The sequence below is a fragment of the Corynebacterium faecium genome, assembly GCF_027257105.1.
Lineage (GTDB): Bacteria > Actinomycetota > Actinomycetes > Mycobacteriales > Mycobacteriaceae > Corynebacterium > Corynebacterium lehmanniae.
The window spans coordinates 89580-109437 of sequence record NZ_JAPYJX010000002.1; the positions used below are offsets into that span (position 1 = coordinate 89580).

General features: G+C 64.8%; 14 protein-coding genes. 4 read left to right on the forward strand and 10 right to left on the reverse strand.

The features are described 5' to 3' along the window. Window positions 1-5: 5 nt before the first annotated feature. The 9 genes from O5O53_RS02460 to O5O53_RS02500 form a co-directional block, all read right to left on the reverse strand. Entirely contained in the window at window positions 6-4577 is a 4572-nt protein-coding gene (locus O5O53_RS02460) for an Eco57I restriction-modification methylase domain-containing protein (protein ID WP_269508729.1), read from the reverse strand. Between the two features lie 4 nt (window positions 4578-4581). After that, window positions 4582-7458 (reverse strand): DEAD/DEAH box helicase, encoded by a 2877-nt coding sequence (locus O5O53_RS02465; protein WP_269508731.1) that lies wholly within the window; start codon window positions 7456-7458, stop codon window positions 4582-4584. Between the two features lie 117 nt (window positions 7459-7575). Continuing rightward, entirely contained in the window at window positions 7576-8124 is a 549-nt protein-coding gene (locus tag O5O53_RS02470) for a hypothetical protein (RefSeq protein WP_269508733.1), read from the reverse strand. 55 nt (window positions 8125-8179) lie between these two features. Then, window positions 8180-8515 carry a type II toxin-antitoxin system HicB family antitoxin gene (locus tag O5O53_RS02475; protein ID WP_269508735.1) on the reverse strand — a complete coding sequence of 112 codons (336 nt, stop codon included), beginning with the start codon at window positions 8513-8515 and terminating at the stop codon, window positions 8180-8182. Then, window positions 8508-9674, reverse strand: a complete 1167-nt coding sequence (locus O5O53_RS02480; RefSeq protein WP_269508738.1) for a DUF3322 domain-containing protein — start codon at window positions 9672-9674, stop codon at window positions 8508-8510. Before O5O53_RS02480 ends, O5O53_RS02475 begins: the two co-directional genes overlap by 8 nt. Continuing rightward, window positions 9661-12948 carry an ATP-binding protein gene (locus O5O53_RS02485; protein WP_269508741.1) on the reverse strand — a complete coding sequence of 1096 codons (3288 nt, stop codon included), beginning with the start codon at window positions 12946-12948 and terminating at the stop codon, window positions 9661-9663. The genes O5O53_RS02480 and O5O53_RS02485 overlap by 14 nt, the downstream gene beginning before the upstream one ends. Continuing rightward, the gene (locus tag O5O53_RS02490; protein WP_070843844.1) at window positions 12945-13544 is read right to left on the reverse strand and encodes a DUF4194 domain-containing protein; all 600 of its coding nucleotides are present in this window, start codon (window positions 13542-13544) and stop codon (window positions 12945-12947) included. Before O5O53_RS02490 ends, O5O53_RS02485 begins: the two co-directional genes overlap by 4 nt. After that, window positions 13541-15007: a DUF3375 domain-containing protein gene (locus tag O5O53_RS02495; protein ID WP_269508743.1), complete on the reverse strand. Its 1467-nt coding sequence runs from the start codon at window positions 15005-15007 to the stop codon at window positions 13541-13543. Before O5O53_RS02495 ends, O5O53_RS02490 begins: the two co-directional genes overlap by 4 nt. A 349-nt stretch (window positions 15008-15356) precedes the next feature. Then, complete coding sequence (locus tag O5O53_RS02500) at window positions 15357-16796, reverse strand: PIN domain-containing protein (RefSeq protein WP_269508746.1); 1440 nt, start codon at window positions 16794-16796, stop codon at window positions 15357-15359. A gap of 104 nt (window positions 16797-16900) precedes the next feature. Between O5O53_RS02500 and O5O53_RS02505 the strand changes: the two genes are divergently transcribed. From O5O53_RS02505 to O5O53_RS02520, 4 genes are all read left to right on the forward strand, one after another. Continuing rightward, window positions 16901-17344: a hypothetical protein gene (locus O5O53_RS02505; protein WP_269508748.1), complete on the forward strand. Its 444-nt coding sequence runs from the start codon at window positions 16901-16903 to the stop codon at window positions 17342-17344. A 156-nt stretch (window positions 17345-17500) separates the two neighbouring features. After that, the gene (locus O5O53_RS02510; RefSeq protein ID WP_239307392.1) at window positions 17501-17857 is read left to right on the forward strand and encodes a hypothetical protein; all 357 of its coding nucleotides are present in this window, start codon (window positions 17501-17503) and stop codon (window positions 17855-17857) included. Between the two features lie 144 nt (window positions 17858-18001). Beyond that, window positions 18002-18418 (forward strand): hypothetical protein, encoded by a 417-nt coding sequence (locus tag O5O53_RS02515; RefSeq protein ID WP_239307391.1) that lies wholly within the window; start codon window positions 18002-18004, stop codon window positions 18416-18418. Between the two features lie 172 nt (window positions 18419-18590). Then, window positions 18591-19043 (forward strand): hypothetical protein, encoded by a 453-nt coding sequence (locus O5O53_RS02520; RefSeq protein WP_269508751.1) that lies wholly within the window; start codon window positions 18591-18593, stop codon window positions 19041-19043. A 64-nt stretch (window positions 19044-19107) separates the two neighbouring features. On the opposite strand, the gene O5O53_RS02525 is transcribed toward O5O53_RS02520, so the two are convergent. Continuing rightward, window positions 19108-19815: a hypothetical protein gene (locus tag O5O53_RS02525; RefSeq protein WP_269508753.1), complete on the reverse strand. Its 708-nt coding sequence runs from the start codon at window positions 19813-19815 to the stop codon at window positions 19108-19110. Between the last annotated feature and the right edge of the window lie 43 nt (window positions 19816-19858).

Sequence of the window (19858 nt, forward strand, 5' to 3'; positions counted from 1 at the left end):
CATTCTCAATTTTTCATATCTTCCTCGAACCTCTTATACGCCTCCCGCATATCCGCCTCTCGATCCAGCTGCCTAAACGGGTACTCGTACACATACTCCACACCCGACTGCGGATGCGTCCACGTCCGATCCGTCACCGACAACTCCGCGCCGTCCTTCAACTTCGCGTCCGCCTTCACAATCTCCTTCGGCACCTTCCGACCATTCGCATCAAACCGATCCTCCTGGTCATAACGACGCATCACCGGAAACTGCGTCCGATAAATCATGCACAACTCATCCGCCGTCACACCCAACGACAACGCCACAATCGCATCAATTTCCACCTGCGCAGCACGCCGCTCCTCATCCTTACGCAAAGGCGTATCGACGTCCCAAGGTTCACCCACAACCTCCTCCCACAACGGGGCATAGGCCTCGGTGAGGCAGTTGAGTCGGAGGTAACGGTTAACCAATGCATCTTCCAATGCGCCCATGGTGGGGGCGACTAAAGGTTTGATGTTTGACGGCTGAAGTTCAGAGGTACCGGTATTCCGGACAAGAAAATCCACCAGCAGGCTAGAAAGGATCCCACCTGTTCGAATGGTGACTCGCAAATTGCCCAACTTCGCCGCACTTGCTACTCCGTGAATATGAGCGGTTCCCGGGGGAATTATGGATGGGTATATTGTCCGGAAGCCTGTAATAGAAGCCATCCTTCGCCACGCGATTCTGTAAACATCTCGCGCTGACACACGGTCTCCATCTTCGTTAGTCCAACTAGGGTAGTCACGGTCGTAGGCTCCTTCGACTGCCCAATTTGCTTGGTAACCAGTGGCCGGGATGAAATTTGAAGGCATCCGTTCAAGGTCTATCGCAGTCCAATCACCCTTACTTCTGTTCGTCGGATTAGGCTGCTTAATCATCGGCGTGGCTACTCCAAGATGGGGACCTTGGAGAATGACATCGTCCCAGCGTTGCGGTTGTGCCCATCCGGTGTCGAAGTACCCTGCTTTTCGATCAGCGGTTTCATGCCACCCCGAAGAGAACTGCAGGTCCAGTTCCCAAATACGTGGTGCTGCAGCCAGCTTCTCCAGAATGTCCGCAGCTTCGGTGTTTACCGTATATATCATTCTCGACTCCAGCGGTGGAACCGATCTCTCTTCCACGATCGAATGCCAAACGTTCAGCATCTTCTCGTCAACTATCTGGATGCGATCCCTGTGCGGGCGCAAGTCCCAGCGGTAGTTTTCATCCTTAAATCCAGGCTGAGGACCACTTCCATCATGGTGTAATGATTCAGCTGCCGTAGTTGGGTGATACATGTGCACCGCCGATAGAAACTCAGGTCGCTCCTTGGCTGGTCCATACGTGTGCACGCCGTAGAAGAAGATGTGCGCGATATCGAAGAGCTTCAACTCATTTACGAATTGCCAGTGCCGACGCAACCGGAGGTACGCTCCGCGACGCAGGGGAGCAGCCTTCTTCTCCGTGAAGTGCGACTCTGGATGAATGAGGGAGACGATGCCGTCTTTCGTCGTATTCGCCCATGTACGTTCCATAAAGCCGCGGTATAAGTCGGGCTGCTGCCCCATCAGGTGAGGGTAGCGAGCGCTATCTCGGAGTGCTGCACCAGTAGCGAGGTTTTCAGCTACACCAGCGAAAACCGTTTCACGAATCCTCGGACTGTTACTCCACGATTCACGCCGCTCTCTAATTCTCGCCTGAGTAGGTTTATGCGCCAGTGTGAACCAAGGATCGAATTCGGCATAGAGCTCGTCGATTTTGACGACTGGTTGGAACCACGGAGGGTTACCAACCTGGAGGTCGAAGCCACCGCGGGCGAAAACGGCGGCGAAGTCGAGATCCCAGTGGAAGAAGCCCTGCTCCGAGGAGACGGTGCGCACAGTGTTCAGCCACGGGTGCTTCTCCGACACGGTCTCGATCTTGCGTGCGCCGGAGAGTTCGATCTCGGTGCGCTCGAGCTGAACCAGTTCATCCCAGCTGTCAGCGCGGCCAAGCTGTCCCTGCGCGGCATCACGTGCGGTGACCTCGGTACCCAAGATGTCGGTAAGCGCGGCGATCCACTCGTCCAGGTCCGGCAACTCATCGGTGGCGGTGAGGGGCCAGAAGGTCAGTGCGTTCCAGGCATCCATCACTAGGCGCAGGCGCAAGTAGGCACCTTCGGCGTCGTGAAGCAGCTCCCGCTCGATCTGTTCGCGGCGGACGTTCTTGGCGGTGTGCTCGGTCTCGCGGCCCCAGAGGTCGATGTCGCGGCGGATCTGTTCCTCCGCGATGCGCATCTTCGACAGCGTAATGGCCCACAGCGACTCCACGCGGGCAGCGAGGTTGGTCAGCTTCTTGGTCTGCTCCTTGGTGGGTGCCTTGCCGGTGACGGAGCGCCTCCACGCCTTCATGGCGGTGATCTCGTCCTTGGCCAGAGTCTTCAGGTCCTTTGCGTCCGCGGCCGCGCCCCAGGTGGAGGAGGGGAGGAGGAACTGGTGGATGCGGCCGGCGGTGTGGATGTCCTTGGGGTCGCCGGCGTCGATAGCCTCGGCGAGGTGCTGAACCGGCTCCCGGCGCGGCACGGCGGTGAGCCACTCGCGCTTCTTCAGCTGCGCGGTGGAGTAGGTCGACCGCAGCGCGCCGATCAGCGAGTTGCCGCGGCGCAGATGCAGGCCGAACCACGGTGCCTTGAGCTGGCTGGTCATGGTGTCCAGCCAAAGGGAGATCTCGGCGAGCTCCACCGCGGTGGGGTTGAGGTCCACGCCGTAGACCTGGTGCAGGGCGATGTGGGCCTTGACCTTCTGCAGCTCAACCGCGCGGGTCTCGGGGTCGACCTGGGTGTCCAGTTCGTCCTCGCGCAGCTTCAGGTACAGCTCCGCCAGTTGGCGCACAGCCTCCACGGCGAAGGCACCGGAGCCCATGGCGGGCTCGCAGATGGTCAGGCTGAGTACGTCATCGGATGTTTCGATGCGCCCTTCTTCCTGAAGCACCTCGATGGCCTGGCCGACGGTGAACTCGGTGAGCACCTGCGGGGTGTAGAAGGACGCGGAGCGCTCGCGGTCGCGACTGGACTGGCGGAACACGAAAGAGCCGGCGGGGTGTTCGCGCCGCACCTTGGAGGTGCCGCCTTCCTCCATCTGCTTGGTCTCCATAACGAAGCTGTCCTGCGGGACGGTGTCCGCGGCGTGGGTGGGCAGCACCCATGAGCCCTTGGAGGCGTCGCCCTTGGGTGCGACCTCGTAGAGGTCCTCCTGGGCGATGAAGCCGTGGTAGGACATCAGGCCCTCGTAAACCTGGCCGAGCTCGGTCACGCCCAGGGTGGCGTACGAGATGAAGCCGCGGTCCTTGCCGGCGGAGACCTTCGACAGCAGCAAGTTCTGCAGGACGCGGGTGAGGGCGTCGTTGGAGAGCTTGACTTCGTCGATTAGCGAGGTGGCCTCGCGCTTGAACAGGTCCGCCTCCAGGTTGCGGAAAGTCAGGCCCTCGTTCTGCGCGTCCTGGTCGGCGCCTGCGGTCTCGAGCGGGTCGTGGCCGTCGTTGACCTGGGTGAACAGCAGCTGCAACGAGTCGTAGAGGTGCGTGCCCCGGCGCGCCTTGTCGGTCACGGGCGGGTTGAGGATCTGGTCGCGGAGGCGGTCCAGGCCGTAGCCCTCCACGTACTCCGGTGCGCCGGTGGGCAGGATGGCCAGCTCCGGGGAGGCCTCAGCGAACAGCAAGAAGAGGATGCGGTAGAGGTACCGCAGGGATTGGTGCGCTAGCTCGTTGCCGTCGACGCCGTCGATGGGCAGGTTGTGCTCCCGGCGGCGGTTAAGGACGTCGTTGCCGATGATCTCGATGGACTCGCGCACCGCGTCGCGCAGGTCGCCGGAGACCTTCACGGCGTGCTGCTGGGATTCCTCCCGGGTTTCGGCCCACCAGGTGGTGCCGTCGGCGGCGCGCTCCAGGTTCTCGCGGGCGAGGATCACGGCGACGCGCTCGAGCTCGCCGGCCTTCTTCGTGTCGTTGCGCTCCACCGCCAGCTGCAGGTTTACCGCGAGGTAGCGGCCCAGCGGCCAGGACTCGCGCTCGGCGAGCACGGCCCACGCGCCTGCGAGGACCACGATGAACTCCGGGGGTTCGGCGGCAAGGAAGAGGTCGCCGACCAGCTTGGATACCTTGGCCTGCTCCGATTCCTTGCCTTCCGGGGCGATGCCGCCAGTGACGGGGAGTGTGGTCAGGTCTTCCTCGGTGGTGTCCTCGTTGACTTCAGTGCTGATCACCACCAGAGTCCCGGCGTTGCCTACCCAGCCTTGGTAGGTGAACGTGTCCCCGGCGCGAGTGTACCGCTGCGTAGTGGGGGAGCCGTAACTGAACGCGGCGCGCACGAGCGCGTCGGTGTCGGCCTCGGTGGCGAAGGCCTTCTGCAGCTCTCCGCGCTCGGCCTGGAAGCGCTTGATGGGGGAGGGGGCGTTTGATTCCTTCTCCAGCTGCGCCCACTCCTTGGTGCGGTTTTTCACGCGTTTGGTGAAAGACTCGCCCTTGGTCTCGTCGGTGGTGAAGTAGTGGTCGCTGATCCACTCATCGACGTTGATGATTGAGTCGTAGGTAGCCATTGATCTACTGCTCCTTCGGCAGGACGAGGACGAGCGGGCGGATAAGTTCACGGTCTGGTTCAAGCGAGGCGATCAGCGCGCGCTCCTCGGCAATCAGGTTCGCGGAGCGGCCAACGCGCAGCATCTGCTGACTGTCGTCCTTGGCGTGCTGCCAGCGGTCGGCGCGGTCGATCCAGTACTCGATGCGGCTGGTTGCGTGGTTGCGGGCGGCGGCCATCATCGGCTGCAGCTGGTTGCCGGCGATCTCCACAGACTTTGCGACGAGCTCCTGCGCGTTATCCGGCAGGGTGAGCGTTTCCGGGTTGATGGCGTTTTCGGTCAGCCCGATGCCGCGCAGCCAGGCCACCGGGTCCTCGATGGTCTTGGGCAGCATCCCGCCGGCGACGGTGACAAAGGCGCGGGAGACCACCTGGCCGCGCTTGTTGGTCAGCGTGGCCATCAGCAGCACGGTGGGCATGTCCACGTCGCCCTCGATGGCGGTGATCTGGCCGGAGGACAGCGACGCCAGCGCGCGGTCGGCGGCCCAGTCCGTCACCGGGTGCAGCGGGCCCAGGAAGTGGGCTTTGGGCCACGTGGAACCGTCCTGGCCGGTGCGCGCGTTGCGCAGGATCTCGTTGCCCACGGCGGTGTTCGTGGCCAGGAGGAACCTCTCGCGCACCTTGCGGTCCGCCAGGTAGTCCTGGGGCAGCACGTCCAGGCGGCGGCGCAGATCCTCCGGCGGGGCGAGCTCAGCCACGCCGTTGTTGCCCAGCTCGTAGGCGACGCCGTTGGCGGCGAGTGCCTTCTCCGGTGCGCCGTAAAAGGCCTCGTTCAGGGCATCCTCCAGGTAGACGATTTCTGAGGCGTACAGGCTGGTCGTGTGCGGGGCACTTGGGTCGGAAGCGGGGCTTTCCGAAGGTTCGTCGTCAAGCCCGAAGCCCGACATCCACAGATCGATGAGATCCTCCTCCGACTGCACATCCGCGCTTGCGACCCGCTCCGGGGACTTGACCACCTCATCGAAGCCGGCCTGGTTCTGGATCACCCGGCGGATCTCATCCTCCTCGCCGGAAACGGTGTGCTTGCCGATGAGCGAGCCGACGTCGCCAAGCAACGCATGCGCCTCGTTCTCGCGGTTGATCAGCTTGGTCAGCACATGCAGCTCGCCCACGTAGCCGCCCTGCTTCGTGTCCAGCAGGAGCGCTGCGATCTGCGGGGGCTCCATCTGCCCGTAGCGATCCACGCGGCCGTTGCGCTGCTGGATGCGGATCAGCGACCACGGGATGTCGTAGTGGACCAGGTTGTGGCACAGCGTGTGCAGGTTCACGCCTTCAGACGCCACGTCGCCGGTAACCAGGATGCGTAGCTTGGAGTCCTCGCGCTTGAACTCGTCTACAAGCCGCATCTGCTCCTCGTCCGAGAGCCCGCCGTGCATGACCTCCACCGAACCGGCCGGCATCTTCAGGTCCTTGGTCAGGTGCTCCTTGAGCCAATGCAGCGTAGCCACACGCTCCGAGAAGACCACCGCCCTGGTCTTCTTGCCCTTGCCCACGCCGATCTCCTGCAGGTAGTTCACTAACGCGGCGTACTTGTTGGAGTTCTGGCGGGTGACCTTGGCATTCAATGCTTGGAGACGCTCCAACGCCTCCCGTTGGTTGCTGTCCGCCTGGGGGACGCGCTTGAGGCGGTTCTCGATGGTCTCACCCATTGCGGCGGGGGAGGAGAGGAACGCCTTGACCAGCGTCCACGGAAACAGGCGGTCCTGGGCCGGGTTGGCCTTGGCGTCTTCCGGGTGGATCCAGGTCTGCTCCAGCTCGCCCGCGACGGCATTTTCCTCCGCGGAGGCCTCCACCGGGATGTTGATCGGGTCCTTGCGCTCCGCCCACTGCTCGCCGACGACGCTGGCCACCTCGTCGCTGTGGCGGTGGCGGCGGATAAGCAGGCGGGACACGGCGTCCTTGTCGATCTCCCCGTTGGGCAGCACCGCCGTTGGATCCAGCAGACGCAGGATCTCCTTGAAGCTCTCCGGGTCGCCGTTGTGCGGGGTGGCTGACGCCAGCAAGAGCGCCTCGGTTGTGGGGGCGAGGGTGCGTGCCAGCTCGTTGTTCTGGGTGCCCACGTTGGTGGCGTTGTGGATCTCATCGATCACCACTGCGTCCCAGCGCACCTTCTCCAGCTGCGCGCGGTACTTCGGACTCTTCAGCGTGTCCATGGACACGATCACGCGCGGGAAGTACGTGAACGGGTTTCGGCTGGCCGGCAACATCTGGCGCACGCGCTGGATGCCGGTGGAGTCCAGGCGCACCAGCGGGATGGCGAAGCGGGACCACAGTTCCTGCTGGAACTGCTCCATGATGTGCTTCGGCGTGACCACCAGGATGCGCTCGCCGCGGCCGCGACGGATCAGCTCGGAGAGGATCATGCCGATCTCGAGGGTCTTGCCCAGGCCGACGGCATCCGCGATGAGCACACGGGGGCGGAGGTTGTCGTCGCTAAGCGCCTTGCGTACGGCGGTGAGCTGGTAATCCAGCGGATCCATGAGCATCTGATCCGCCACCGACAGCTCCTCCTGGTAGAGGGGCACCGGGGTCTGGCGCAGGGTGGTTTCCAGCCACAGGCGCGTGGTGCGGTAGCCGGGGGAGCGGTCCGGGACGACCTCCACCTTGGCGGGGTCGAAGACCTCCACATCGTCGATGGCGGTGTAGAAGCTCGCCGTGGTGTCGCGGACGTAATCCGACAGGCCGCGGACCTTGAGCAGGTACCCGTCCACGGACTGGGTGACGCTGGTGATCAGCCACAACTCGTCGCGGACCTTGACCATGAGGCCCGGCGCGTAGGCGGTGGAGTTCGCCGCATTGTCGGTGCGCGCTTCCTGCGCTGCTTCCTGCGTGGGAGAAGACATACTAGGCAGGTTATCCGGCGCGCCCGATGCGGGGGAGGTTTATATCGGACGGGTGTTTGAGTGGGGGTTGGTTGAGGGACGTTTCACGTGAAACGCGGCGGGGATGGTCGGGGCCGATTAGTTGACTGGCTGGTGGGTGTAGCCAGTCTCAGGCGTGTAGGTCCACTGCTCATTGAGGTGATCGATGAAGCTAATCTCATTCACCCGCCACGCGTTCGCGTAGACCATCGGTTTGAATCGATCGGTCTCTTGGATGGAGACGAGATTACCCCAGCCATACTTTGTCTCTTCGTGCTCGATGAAGAACTCGCCGGTAGGGAGCACAGCAAGCTCCCGCGAGTGCCTGCACGGCTTGCGGTTGTTATCCACGCATTGCACGTCTACCCGGAAGTTTTTCACTACCGCTGCGCGCGGCCCCTGGTTACTAATAAGCACGCCCCACTTATTGTCATCCCGCTTTGCCCAGTAGGCATAAACGCTCATCGCCACGGCGTTGCGACGTTGCTCTTCATCTCTCTCCCGCTCTTCATCCTTGAACTTCTGGCTGTCGTCGCGGGTTTTCTCCGCGAGCTCGTTAGCCTGCTTCGATGTCTGCAGGGCCATGGCGGCTAGTACTGCAGCGGCGACGGCCGCGATCGCTTCAATGAGCGAGATGAAGGTTCCCATGCGGATGAAGGTATCGCGGAAGTGCCGCGCCCGCAGGGTGAGCGAAGGACCGCTACTACCCACTCGCGAGCTTCTGCGTCACCCACGCGTTCAAGGACACGCCCTCCCGCGCAGCGTCCATCGCAAGGCGACGGTGGAGGGAACTGCTGACACGCACGTTGAACCGCCCGGAAAAGTCGCGCTGACCGAACGGCTGGGGGATAGGCTCCCCGGTTTGCTGCATGTCCGCGATCACCTCGGCGACAAGTTTCCGGAGTCCAGCACTTGACCGCTGGGCGTCCTCATCGAGCCAGCTCAAGGACGGGAACTCGGCAACGGTGGACACGTACTCACCATCCTCCTCAGACCAGAAGGTTTGGTAGGTGTACTTATCCGACAAGCGTTCAGTCATCGTCTACTCCCGCGATGGTAGTGGTACTGCCGACGGTACCACCCCACACCGCCGCGAACTCCGGCATCGCCAACGCCCACTCCAAGGACACGCGCTCCTGCTCCAATCGCTTCGCACCGGAGGCGACCAGGAACCGGCGGGCGCGTTCCTCGTCGTCGGTGAGGTGGGGGAGCACCCGGGTTGTGTCGCCGGGGTCGGCCACGGCGAGGTGCAGGAAGCGCTCCACCGTCTCCACGTCCATGGCCACGCTGACGACGGGGACGGGGGCGCCGTCGGCAGCCAGGCGGGTGCGCAGCGCGTTCAGGATGGCGTAGCCGTCCGCATCCGCGTCGCCCCAGTACAGCACCCGGCGCGCCGCGCGCACCCACGGCAGCTCTGGCAGCGCGCCGGCGGTGTACCCGGAGCCCCACACCAGGACCGCGCCCGAACCCTCAGGAGCCTGGGGGAGTGCTAAGAACGTCTCCTTGTTCTCCACCACGATCACCAACAGCCCCTCCGGCAGCGACAACGACCCGAACGGTACCGCCACGTCCACCAGCCCCTTGGCGGGCGCAAGCGAGCTATCCAGGAACCGCACCCGCATCAGCCGATCGCCCTCAGCAAGGCCCAGGTCAGACACCCCGAGCAAGCGCTGCAGCAGGCCCCGGTGGGCGGCGATCCACTTCGTGTCCAGGCCCTCGATCGGCACGGCGCGGGCGCGCAGGCCCGAGGAAGGTTTCACGTGAAACCATCGCAGAGCGAGGCACAGGCGGGTGAAGTCGTCATCCTCCAACACCAGCCACGTTGACCACGAGTGCGCCGCCCGCTCCCGGAACTCCGGCCAATCCGGGAACAACCCAACCAACACCGCAAATCGCTCGCGGGCCAGCGCAACCTCCCCGGCGCGGCCGGCCACCTCGGCCACGCGGTCCCACCCGGACAGCGTCACCCTCACCGGCACGTCCTGTTTGCCCAGGCCCGCCCAGGACCGGGTGGCCCACTCCACCTCCTCGGCAGGCTCCCAGGCCTGCCAGGCGCGGACGAATGCACGGGCGGCGGCTTCGTCGGCAAGCACCTGCGCGCGTGTTGGGGGATGCAAAGGAACGGAGGTGGCCGAAGGTTCGTCGAGAAGCAAAAGTTCCATGTTGAACTTGACGGGCAGTTGGTCAGGCAGGCGCATGGGTATCAATGAGCTCGAAGGTGGAACGCGCGACGGGGTCCTCGGTGTAGTGGACCACGATGGTGCCGTCGACGTAGGGGGAGAGGGTCTTGATCAGCTTCATCGGCGTGGCCAGCACCATGTGGAAACCGAAGCTTTCAAACACGTCCATGGCGGTGCGGGTGAACACGGGGTCGGCGCGGTCGAAGGCCTCGTCGAGCACCACGGTGGCGTAGCGGGGCACGTCCGCGTCCACGCCCGCCAGGCGGTAACGCAGCGCCGCGGCGAGGCAGAAGAACACGAGCTTCTGCGCCTGGCCGCCGGACAAGGACGCGGAATCCACGTGGGTGTTGTGCACGGTGCCCTCGGCGTCCACCTCGTTGCCCACGAACTTCACATGCCTGCGGGTATCCAGCACGACGGTGCGCCAACTGCGGTCCGCGCGTTCGGAGGAGCCGAGGCGGTCCATGATCTTGGCCAGGCGGTGGTAGCGCTCAATGGCGGTCTTCTCGTCCGCCTCGCTCAGGCTGCCGGCGGTCGCCTCGCGCAAGTCCTGCAAGAAATCACGCACGACGCGGTCGCGGTTGTCGCGCACCTCAATCTGCAGGTAGCGCCCCTCGGTGTAGGGGGAGCGGCGCAGCGAGGCGTTGATCGGGCCGAGGTTCGTCTCGATGTCGCCCTTCGCGCGCTGCAGCTCCTTGTAAATCGTGTTCAGGTGCATCACGGACTGGCCGTTGAGCAAGTCCAGGAAGCGTCCGCGGAACTCCGGCAGGCGGTCCGAGCGCAGCATCTCCAGCCGCGCAATGGCCTCGCCGGCGAAATCGGCGGTGGCCTGCAGTTCCGCGGACTCCGCCGACCACTGGGACTTGTAGTTGGACAGGATGTTCACGACGGCGTTGCTGGACTCCGTGATCGTCTTCGCCGCCTGCTTCGCCTGCGCGTCCAGCTGCGCGGTGACCTTGAAGGCGCTGTCGCTTAAGTTCTCCGGGGTCAGGCGGCGCGTGGTGGCCGCGAGCATCGCCTCCAATTCCGCCGCCAGCGCCGGGTCCACCTCCACGTGCTCCGCCTCGATCCGCTTCAGCCGCGCGTGGTCGTCCTGCAACACCCGCTTGGCCACCGCGAGCTCGTCGCGCACCTCCCGCAACTCCTGCTCGGTGGCCTTCAGCGTGTCGGACGCCTCGCGCCACGCCCGCTCAAGCTCCTTGGCCTCGGGGGAGGAGGTCAGCCGCTCAAGCTCCGCGCGCAGGCCGGCCAAATGCTCCTCGACGCTCACGGTGTCCACGCTGGCCCACTCCATGGCGGCAATCTCCCGCGCCTTTGCCACGTCGCTGGCCAGCGCCTCCTGCTTGCGCCGCACCTCCGCCAGACGGTTGCCCGCCGCCGTCGTTGCGCGTTTCGCCTCCGCAAGCTCCGCGCGCAGCGCCTCCACCTTTGCGTGGTTGGAGGAGCCGAGGCGGTAGTTGCGCCGCTCGCCCAAGCGCAGCCGATCGTTCTTCACGTACCTGGCGGAGCCGCTCCTATCCGCCGGGTTGCGCTCTAAGCCGTCGATGGTGGCCGCGCGCTGGTCTTGCCGCTCCAGCTCGTCCACGGTGCGCACCAGGGCGTAGTCGAAGGTGGTGGCCAGCATGCGCATCAGCCACGGGCGCATCGGGTGCTCCACCACGCGCACCTTGTGAAACAGGCTCAGCGGGTTCCTCGGCCCGCGCGGGACTTCCACGCCCTCGGGCACGGTGCGGTACTCCAGCCGCATCCCGAGGTGACGCCCGTTGACCCAGCTGCTCACCTCGCGCTCGCGCTCCGCCGGCACCAAAAGGGTCGCGGCAAACCCGCCGAGCAGGCGCTGGATCACGGGTTCCCACTCGGCGTGCTCGGGCAGCACGTCGATAAGCTCGCCCACGTACGGCAGCTCGCGCACCGTCAGCCCGGTATCCGCGCACAGCTGCGCGCGCACCTCCACGTAGCGCTGGTCAATGTTGGAGGAGCGGTTGCCTAACGACGCCAACTCCGCCCCCACCGACGCCTCCGCGCCAGCACACCTCTCGTGTTCGCTTCGGGCCTTGAACCACTCTTCGCGCAGGCGTTCTTCCTGCTCCGGCGCGGCCGCCAGCTCCGCCGACGCCTGTGCTTTCAGCTCCGCGAAACGCTCGGTATCCAACGCGCCGTCCAGCTGCACCAAGGCCGCCAGTTTGCGCACTTTCGCCTTGCGTACGGCAAGCTCGTGCTCCTCGCGGGCGATGTTGCGCTCAATCTCGCCCAAGCTCTGGCCGGCCACCTGCTCCCGCTGCACCGCCGCGCGCTGCACCGCCTCCTGCTGCACTTCCTTGCGGGCTTCGAGGGATTGCGCCTGCACTTCTAGGGCGGCGAGCTGGGCGGAGCTGACGTCGATACGCTCGCGCAGCTGCTTCGCCTCAATCGCACGCCGCACGTGCGGCAGGGCGGCCGACAGCGCGGCGGTGTTCTCCTGCGTCGCCTGCGCATCCTTGAGCTTGGTGTTCAGCCCCGGCAGGGGAGCGAGCGTCTCAATCTGCTGGTGCACGTCCTCGAGCCGCTCGTACGCCTGGCGCAGGTCCTCGTGCGTGGCCACGGCATCTTCCGCGACCTGGAACGTGCCCGGTACGTCCAGCATGTAGTTGCGGAACAGCTCGTCCATGCTGGACAGGGACTTCGCGGACTGCGTGCGGTGCAGCAGCATCTGCGCTTCCTCGCTGCCGATACCAAGCTTTGAGCGGAAGCGGTTGGCAAACACGGAGTACTGCTCCGTGAACGTCACGCCGGCAGTTTTGTACTTCGCCTCCAGCTTGCGTTTGTCCAGGGAGTTCTGCAGCAGCGGCACGAACCCGTCCACGTCGACCTCGCTGGGGAAGATGCCGTAGAGCGTTTTCACCTGCGCTTCCTGCTGCTGGCCCGCGTTGAGGCGGTAGATCGCGGCGAGCGTGAGCACCTCGCTGCCGGCGCGGTAGGTCAACGCAACGATGCTGGCGGTCGCCCCGGAGCGCAGATACTGGCTGCGGATCTCGCCCGTGGCCGGGTCCTCGCTGCGCCGCCACGCGCCGCGGATGTAGGACACGCGGCTGCGCCCCTTGTCGCGTCCCGTTTCCTGCTGCGCCGCGGCGTTGAAACGCAGTTTCCCGGGAGGGACGAGCACGGCGGAAAACGCGTCGATAAGCGTTGACTTGCCCGAGCCGGACGCGCCGGTGATCAAAAACCCGCGCTCGCCGACCGGGATGTCGTAGTAGCCGTCGAACGTGCCCCAGTTGACCAGCTGCACGCGCGCCAGACGGAATTGTGCTGTCACTGCTTATCCCCTTCCTGGGCCAGGCGCAGGTACTCCTCGCGCAGCGCGTGGACGGTGTCCGCGTCGAAGATGTGGCGCAGCACGGGGGAGACCTCCCAGCGGCCCTCGGTCTCCGTGTCGGTGAGCAGGCTGTACTTGCGGATGGTGTTCACCGCCGCGGTGAACCGCTTCTTAAACCCGGACTCGTCCCGGTTGTCCACCGCCCGGACGTAGCTGATTGCGCCGTACAGCTCGTCTTCGCCCACCACGACGCGCTCGCCCGGGGTGGACATGCCCAGCTCGTGGCGCAGCTGCAGCAAAATCGCGGTTTGCAGGTGCGTCAGCGCCTCCGTGCGCAGCACCGGCGGCACCTTCACGTCCTCGTTGTCCGGGCGGACGTGGCGCGTGAAAGCGATGCCGGCGTCCTCGTCCACCACCAGCTCCAAGAACACGTCGTGCAGCCGCGAGCGCAGCGCCTCCGTGTCGGTGGTGATGGCGTGCCACGTCTCCTTCTTCCGGTCCGCGGTGATCAGCGGGCCTTTGAGCAGGTCCACCAGTGCGCGCCGGGTTTCCTCGGACAGGGTGCCTGTGTCGCCCGTCCACAGCGGTTCCGTCATTGCATCTCCTTTACTGCTGCTGCGTCGAAGTGCCACCGCGGGACCGTCGCTAAGCGAATGCTCCCATCCTCTTCCTCGAAGCGCACCTCTTCGCTGCCGTCTTGCCGCACCCCGTGCTTGAGGGCCAGGTACACAAGGCCCACCACCGACCCCAGGCCCTGGGTGGCGGGGTGGCGCTCAAGCACCTTGCCTATCGACGCCCCTCCGGCCCGCCCGACCGTCTCACCCACCGCCGCAATCAGCTCCTCCAAGTCGATCTCGCTTTCGCGCACCGCCTGGTAGAGCGCCTCCGCGTCGCCCTCGCCGGGCTCGAACGCCTCCACCTCGGTTGTGATGACCTCCGCGCCGGGGTCCGCGAGCTTGATCTGCGCCACCGAGGCGATCTGCATGCCGATGCGCTGCAAGGGCGTGTCCATCTTGTGCGTGGCTGAAAGCTCCTCGCGCTCCGCGGCGTCGGCGGCGAGCTTGCGGGTGTCGCGCAACAGCTCGATCATGCGGCGGTCCTCGGCGAACTGCTCGCTGGCCACGTAGTTGCGCAGGTTGCGGGCCAGGCGCGTCATCATGCGGTTGACCTCGTAGCCGGCGTCCTCCATGTCGCGGAACAGGGTACGGAATTGCGCGCGCTCTTCTGCCGTCATCGCCGCGTTGTCGGCGCGCTCGAGCACCTGCCCGATCCACGTATCCAGCCACGCGCCGCGCTCCGGGTCCACCACCAGCGAATAAAACGCGTTGAAGCTTCTGCCCGCGTCGGATTCGCCGATCAGGTCCACGCCGGCAAAGATCTCGTCCAGCACGTCGCCTCGCGAGCCCTCCGGGTCCAACAGCTGGCGGCGCAGCTGCGAATTCAGCGTTTCCAGCTCGTGCCGCACGCGCGCGAAGTCGCCGGGGATCGCACTCGCCTGGCCCAGGATGTCGCCCACCCGTTCGCGCACAGTCGCTGGGGAGGGCAGCTCAAACTCACCGCGCTCCACCTGCGCAATCTCGGCCTCGATGCGCTCGCGTTCGGCCTCGAGGTGCTTCAGGCGCGAGTCGATGTCCGGGTCGGTGTCCCGCGCGAGCGCTTGGAGGGCATTGCTTATCGACGCCACCCGGCTCGCCGTCACCGCCGATCTCGGCGCGCTCACCCTGTCCATCATCTGCAGCGCGGTGAGCGCCTGCTCGCTGGGCTCGAGCGTCTCGCCCGTTTCCTTGGTGCCGGACTTGCGCACCAGCCACCCGGCCTTCACCCAGTCGTTGCAGTACGCCTGCGGTGTTTTCGGGAGCTCGAACGTTCCGCGCAGCACCGCAAAGTCGTCCGCCATGAGTTGGTAGAGCTGCTCCGCCGGCCTCGCCTCAGCGCCGCGCGGGAAGTGCTCCGCCACGACCGCGAGCAGCACCGGGGCGTTGTCCGCGTGCAGCAGGCGGATCGCGGCCGACTGCTCCTTCTCACGCTTATACGTCAGCGCCCGGGCCTGGATGGTCATGCCGGCTATCTTCCCATAACCCCCTCCCACCTGCATCGGAAAACTTTTTCGTGCTACGTGTAGACACACTGGGGGCGATAGTCTATATTCGCTTTTGGGCCCCTCCGCCCACGGTCCATCCCCCCCGAGACCGGTTGAGCACTCACCCACCCCCCCCATTTAGAGTGCGAGTAGGCGGAGGGGATTCCGCTATTCTTAGGCGTTTTTAAGCGGACACCCGCACAAAGGAGTGGCCCGCCACCTCGTGTTCTTAGGTGGCGGGCCGCGCTTCGAATTTCTCCGCGTCTAAGTATAAACACGGATTGATTAAAGAAAAGTTTAAAAGCGAAATGTGTTGCAGATCACACATTTAGAAGCTGGAACTGCCGCCCCCGGCGCTAAATCCCGAGGAAGACACCGAGCTGCTGCTCGAGGATGCCGCCTGATCCGCCTTCACGTTGGACTCGTGCCAGGCTTGCATGTGCACGTACGGGACGTACCCTCCGTACCAGAACCCGGATTCGTACACCGCCGGCGCGGTGAGCTTCTCGCGCTCCTTGACGTCGCTGAACTGCTTCTTCTTCACCTGGTCCAGGATCACGCGGTAGTCGCCCAGCACGCGCACGAAGTCGTCCACGTAGGTGGGGGAGGAGGGGTTGGCGTCCAGCGCCTCGATGCGCTGCATCAACAAGTCCAGCTCCTGGCGCAGCCCGCTATCTTTCACCTCGCTGCGGGCGCGCAGCACGTCCTCGCGGATGGTGCTCAGGTCCGCCCGGCGCGTGGCCGGGTCGCCGTGCTCGACACCGAAGAGGCGGTCGATGTTGTCCTCGGCGTTGGAGACGTGGTCCACGGACTCGGCGGCGTCCGCAAGCTGCTTGCGGTGCTTGTACACGTCCTTGTCGTCGTCCATGTTGATCGAGCTCAGCCCCTGCGCGCCGTGCACCAGCTCGTTCATGCCCAGGAAGCGGTCGCGCACCTCGGCCCACTGGCGGCGCAGCGTCTCGTCCGCAAACGCCGAGGACAGCGAGTTCGCCCGCACGTCCACCTCGTCCAGGCGGCCTGCGAGGCGGGTGTACTCGTGGGTGACAAGCTCGTAGTCCTCGCGGGCTTTCGCAATTGCCTTACGACGATTGCTCCGCACCGCCACCACACCCGCACCAACCGCGGTAGCAGCGCCGAACCCGCCCATGCCAGCGCCGACGATCGCTCCGCCTCGGTCATTTTTCGCGTCGTTGAACTTCCGGTCCGAAAGCCCGTCCGCGTCCATGGCCAAGTTCGCCGTGCGGAACAGGCCGGATGGGATGTTGCCTTCCTTCACGCCGGGTTTCATGGCATCCAGCAGGGATTCGCGATACGAGTCGTCGTCAAGCATGAGCTCTTGCGTGACATCGTCGCCTCCGTAGATGAACGCCTGGCGCGGATCCAGGCCAACGCCCACAATGAGCACGCCGTCGGCGGGGCGGCCGTTTTCACCCTTGGACTGGTCGATCAGCTCGGGGTACTGCGAGCGCAGCAGTTCCTCAACGTCGTCGAGGATGTTCTCGTGGTTGGTTTTGAACACCATGTAGTGGAAATCCGTGACCACGTCGGCCGCGTTGATGTTGGCGGTGTCGCGCTGCAGGCGCTGCTCGTCCTCGGGGGTGAGGACGTCCTGCGGGTCGTCGATAGTCGCGCTCGGCGCCCCCGCAGCCTGGACGGTGTACTGATCGCGCTCCGGGGCGTCGATGGCGTTGTAGACGGCACCCGCACCACCAAGGCCCACAAGTGCGGCGACGCCGAAGACAGCAGCAATCTCTTTCATCATTCCCATGTGCTCAGGGTAACCCCGTGTAACGCACTGTGACGGGTGAGCGATACGCTTTTTACACGTGTCAGAACCACTGGCAGGTACCCGATTTACTTAAGGAGATTGCCATGAAGCGCATCGCCACCGCTGCCGTCGCAGCAACCCTGTCCCTGTCCGCACTGTCCGCTCCGGCATTCGCTGCCGACGCCGACACCGCCCCGGCCAAGGAGAACCAGGGCAGCTCCGCCCAGGCTGAGGGCGACCAGGCTGGCGAGAAGGTCGGCTCCTCCGAGGTGTACAAGAAGTGCAAGGACGAGAAGAAGGCCACCGCTGGCAAGGCCACCACCGGCAAGGACGGCGACAAGGCCGAGCCGGGCAAGGAGAAGGGCTCCAACAACGCCACCGGTGAGTGCATCCAGCAGCTCATCGACAACCCGGACACCAAGCCCGGCATCCTGGGCCTGCTGATCGGCGTCCCGGTTGCCCTCATCGCCCTGATCGGCGCAGCAGCAGCGTTCTCCGGCGCTATCCCGGGCTTCTCCCTCCCGGCCCTGCCGGGCCTGCCGATGTAATTCGGCTCGCCTGAGCTTCTTACGGTCCGCTCCCATCGTGGGGCGGGCCGTTTGTCATATCTCGGTTTGGACACGTTTTGCTGAGTTGCGCTGCGACAGTTTGTAGTCACGTGTTCTCCTTGCAGGAGGTAACCCAACCAACACAAGGACGACACTATGAAGCGCGTCACCACCGCTGCTCTCGCAGCAACCCTGTCCCTGTCTGTCCTGGCCTCGCCGGCACATGCGGCGGAGGACGAGAAGACGTCGTCTGAGGTCTACCAGCACTGCCGTGGTCTGGTGGGCTCCGCGAATGAGAAGGAGAAGGAAGAACTGCGACAGAACGGCGGCTCCTCCAATCCGGACGCCGTGTGCATCAAGAGCATGCTCAACAGCCCGAACTACCGCGGCGGTGTCATCGCTGTCTTGGTCGGTGTCCCGCTCGCCCTTGTGGCGCTACTTGGCGCAGCAGCCGCGGCTTCAGGCATGGTCCCGGGCGTTTCCCTCCCGAATATGCCAAAGCTGCCGGTATAGGAGCTCTTGTGTCTGTCCCGTCCCTGCTGGGGTGGTGCCACATTTTGTCTCATTTTGAAAACGATTCGCTGAATCGGTTGAAAGCGTCTTTTAGACACGTGTTAACTCTTTGACAGGTAACCAAACCTACATAAGGAGAACACTATGAAGCGCATCACTTCCGCTGCCCTCGCAGCAACCATGTCCGTGTCCGTCCTCGCTGCACCGGCATTCGCCGCTGAAGGCGACTCTGACGGTGGATCTTCCAAGGCGTACCAGGAATGCATTGAAGCTCAGAAGAAGATCCAGAAGGATATCGACAACGCTCCGACCGAAAAGGAAAAGGAGCTGCGCCGGAAAGCGGTCGACAAAACCTACGAGGAGCTTGGAGTCGGCAGCTCCACCGATTCCGGCGTCTGCATCAAGAGCCTGACCCACGAGGACAGCAAGTACCGCTCCTCCGCCCTGGGCGTCCTGATCGGCGTGCCGCTCGCCCTCGTTGCTCTGCTCGGTGCGGCAGCGGCGTTCTCCGGCTCTATCCCAGGCGTTTCCCTCCCGGCGATCCCGGGCCTGCCGATGTAACTCAATCACCCAATAACCCGGTTCCTGCAGCGCAGGGACCGGGTTATTGTTCTGCTACGAAGCAGTACGTCAGTTCCCCCTCCGCTCACAAGCGTTTCGCAGACAGGCTCCGTAGAAAGTTTGTGATCCGGGCGAGACACCCCGGGATGAATCCGACACGAGAAGGAGAATTATGTCTGCAAACACTCGTATTGCCGCATCGGCTACCGCACTCGTGCTGGCTGCCGCCGGCCTCACCGCCTGCAACGACAGCGACGGTGACACGGACACCACCGGCGTGAACCCGTCCGGTGCCGTGTCCTCCGAGGACCCGGTGTCCGGCGGCTCTTCCTCCGCGGGCGGCTCCTCCGCGGGTGGCTCGGTGTCTGACGGTTCCGCGGGCGGCTCCATGTCCGGCGGCTCCTCGGCAGGCGGCTCCTCGGCAGGCGGCTCCTCCGCCGGTGGCTCCTCCGCCGGTGGCTCCATGTCCGGCGGTTCGTCCGTTGGCGGCTCCGGCGACACCGGCCTAGGCGGCGCCGAGATGACCGATTCGCCGCTCGGCGGCGCCGAGGTCTCCGACTCCCCGTTGGGCGGGGCAGAGGCTCCGGAGCAGGTTGATCCGCTGAGCCCGCAGATGACGCCGTAAGCGCGGCACCCTAAAAGGCACCGGCCCGGAGTTTCCCTTCCTCCGCGCCGGTGCTTTTTCGCTGCTAGAACGGCTCCTGCACCGCGCGGGTGATCACCACGGCGTCGGCGTCAATGCGTTCGTGCAACTGCCTATCGACGTCCTCCGGTCCATCCGACGTCAACAACCACCCCGCCCACGCCTCCTTGCCGGGGGAGAAGTACCCGTCGCCCTTGCCGATGATGTTCAGCGTGGCATCGCGAAGCCACAGGGGACCGACCAGCCCCGCGTGCTCCGTGCCCTCGAGCGGGGCCACGTATGGCTGGTAGGCGACGGCATTGAGGTCGGCCACGGTGTCGTCGAAAAGCTTCTGCGCAAGCAGCATGTGCTCGGGTGAGCCGAGGTAGACGATGGTGGTGAGCGACAGGGTGCCGTGCGGCTCGTCGCGGAGTGTGAGGTCGGTCAGGCCGCCGAGGCTGGCGGGGAGGTGTGTCGGCGCGTCGTGGTCCTCGAAGAAGAACTTTTCGATGGCGTTATCGCGGTTGGTGGTGGCGAAGTCCACGAGCGCGTTGAGCTCGTACAGCTGCATCTGCTCCGGGGCGGGCAGGTTATCGTAGGCCGCCTGGCAGCGCAGGTCCCAGAGTGTGAATTCGTCCTCGATGGGGTGCGGGCGAGGGGAGACCGCCGAGATGACAGCACCACTCGTTTCGATGCGCTCCCGGTAGAGCTCGTACGCCTCCTCGAGGTCGCTCTCGTGGGCCACGAAGTGGGTGGTGACGATCTCGAAGGGCATGCGCAAGAGGGTAGTCGATTGCGCTGGGCGCGGGGTGGTCCGG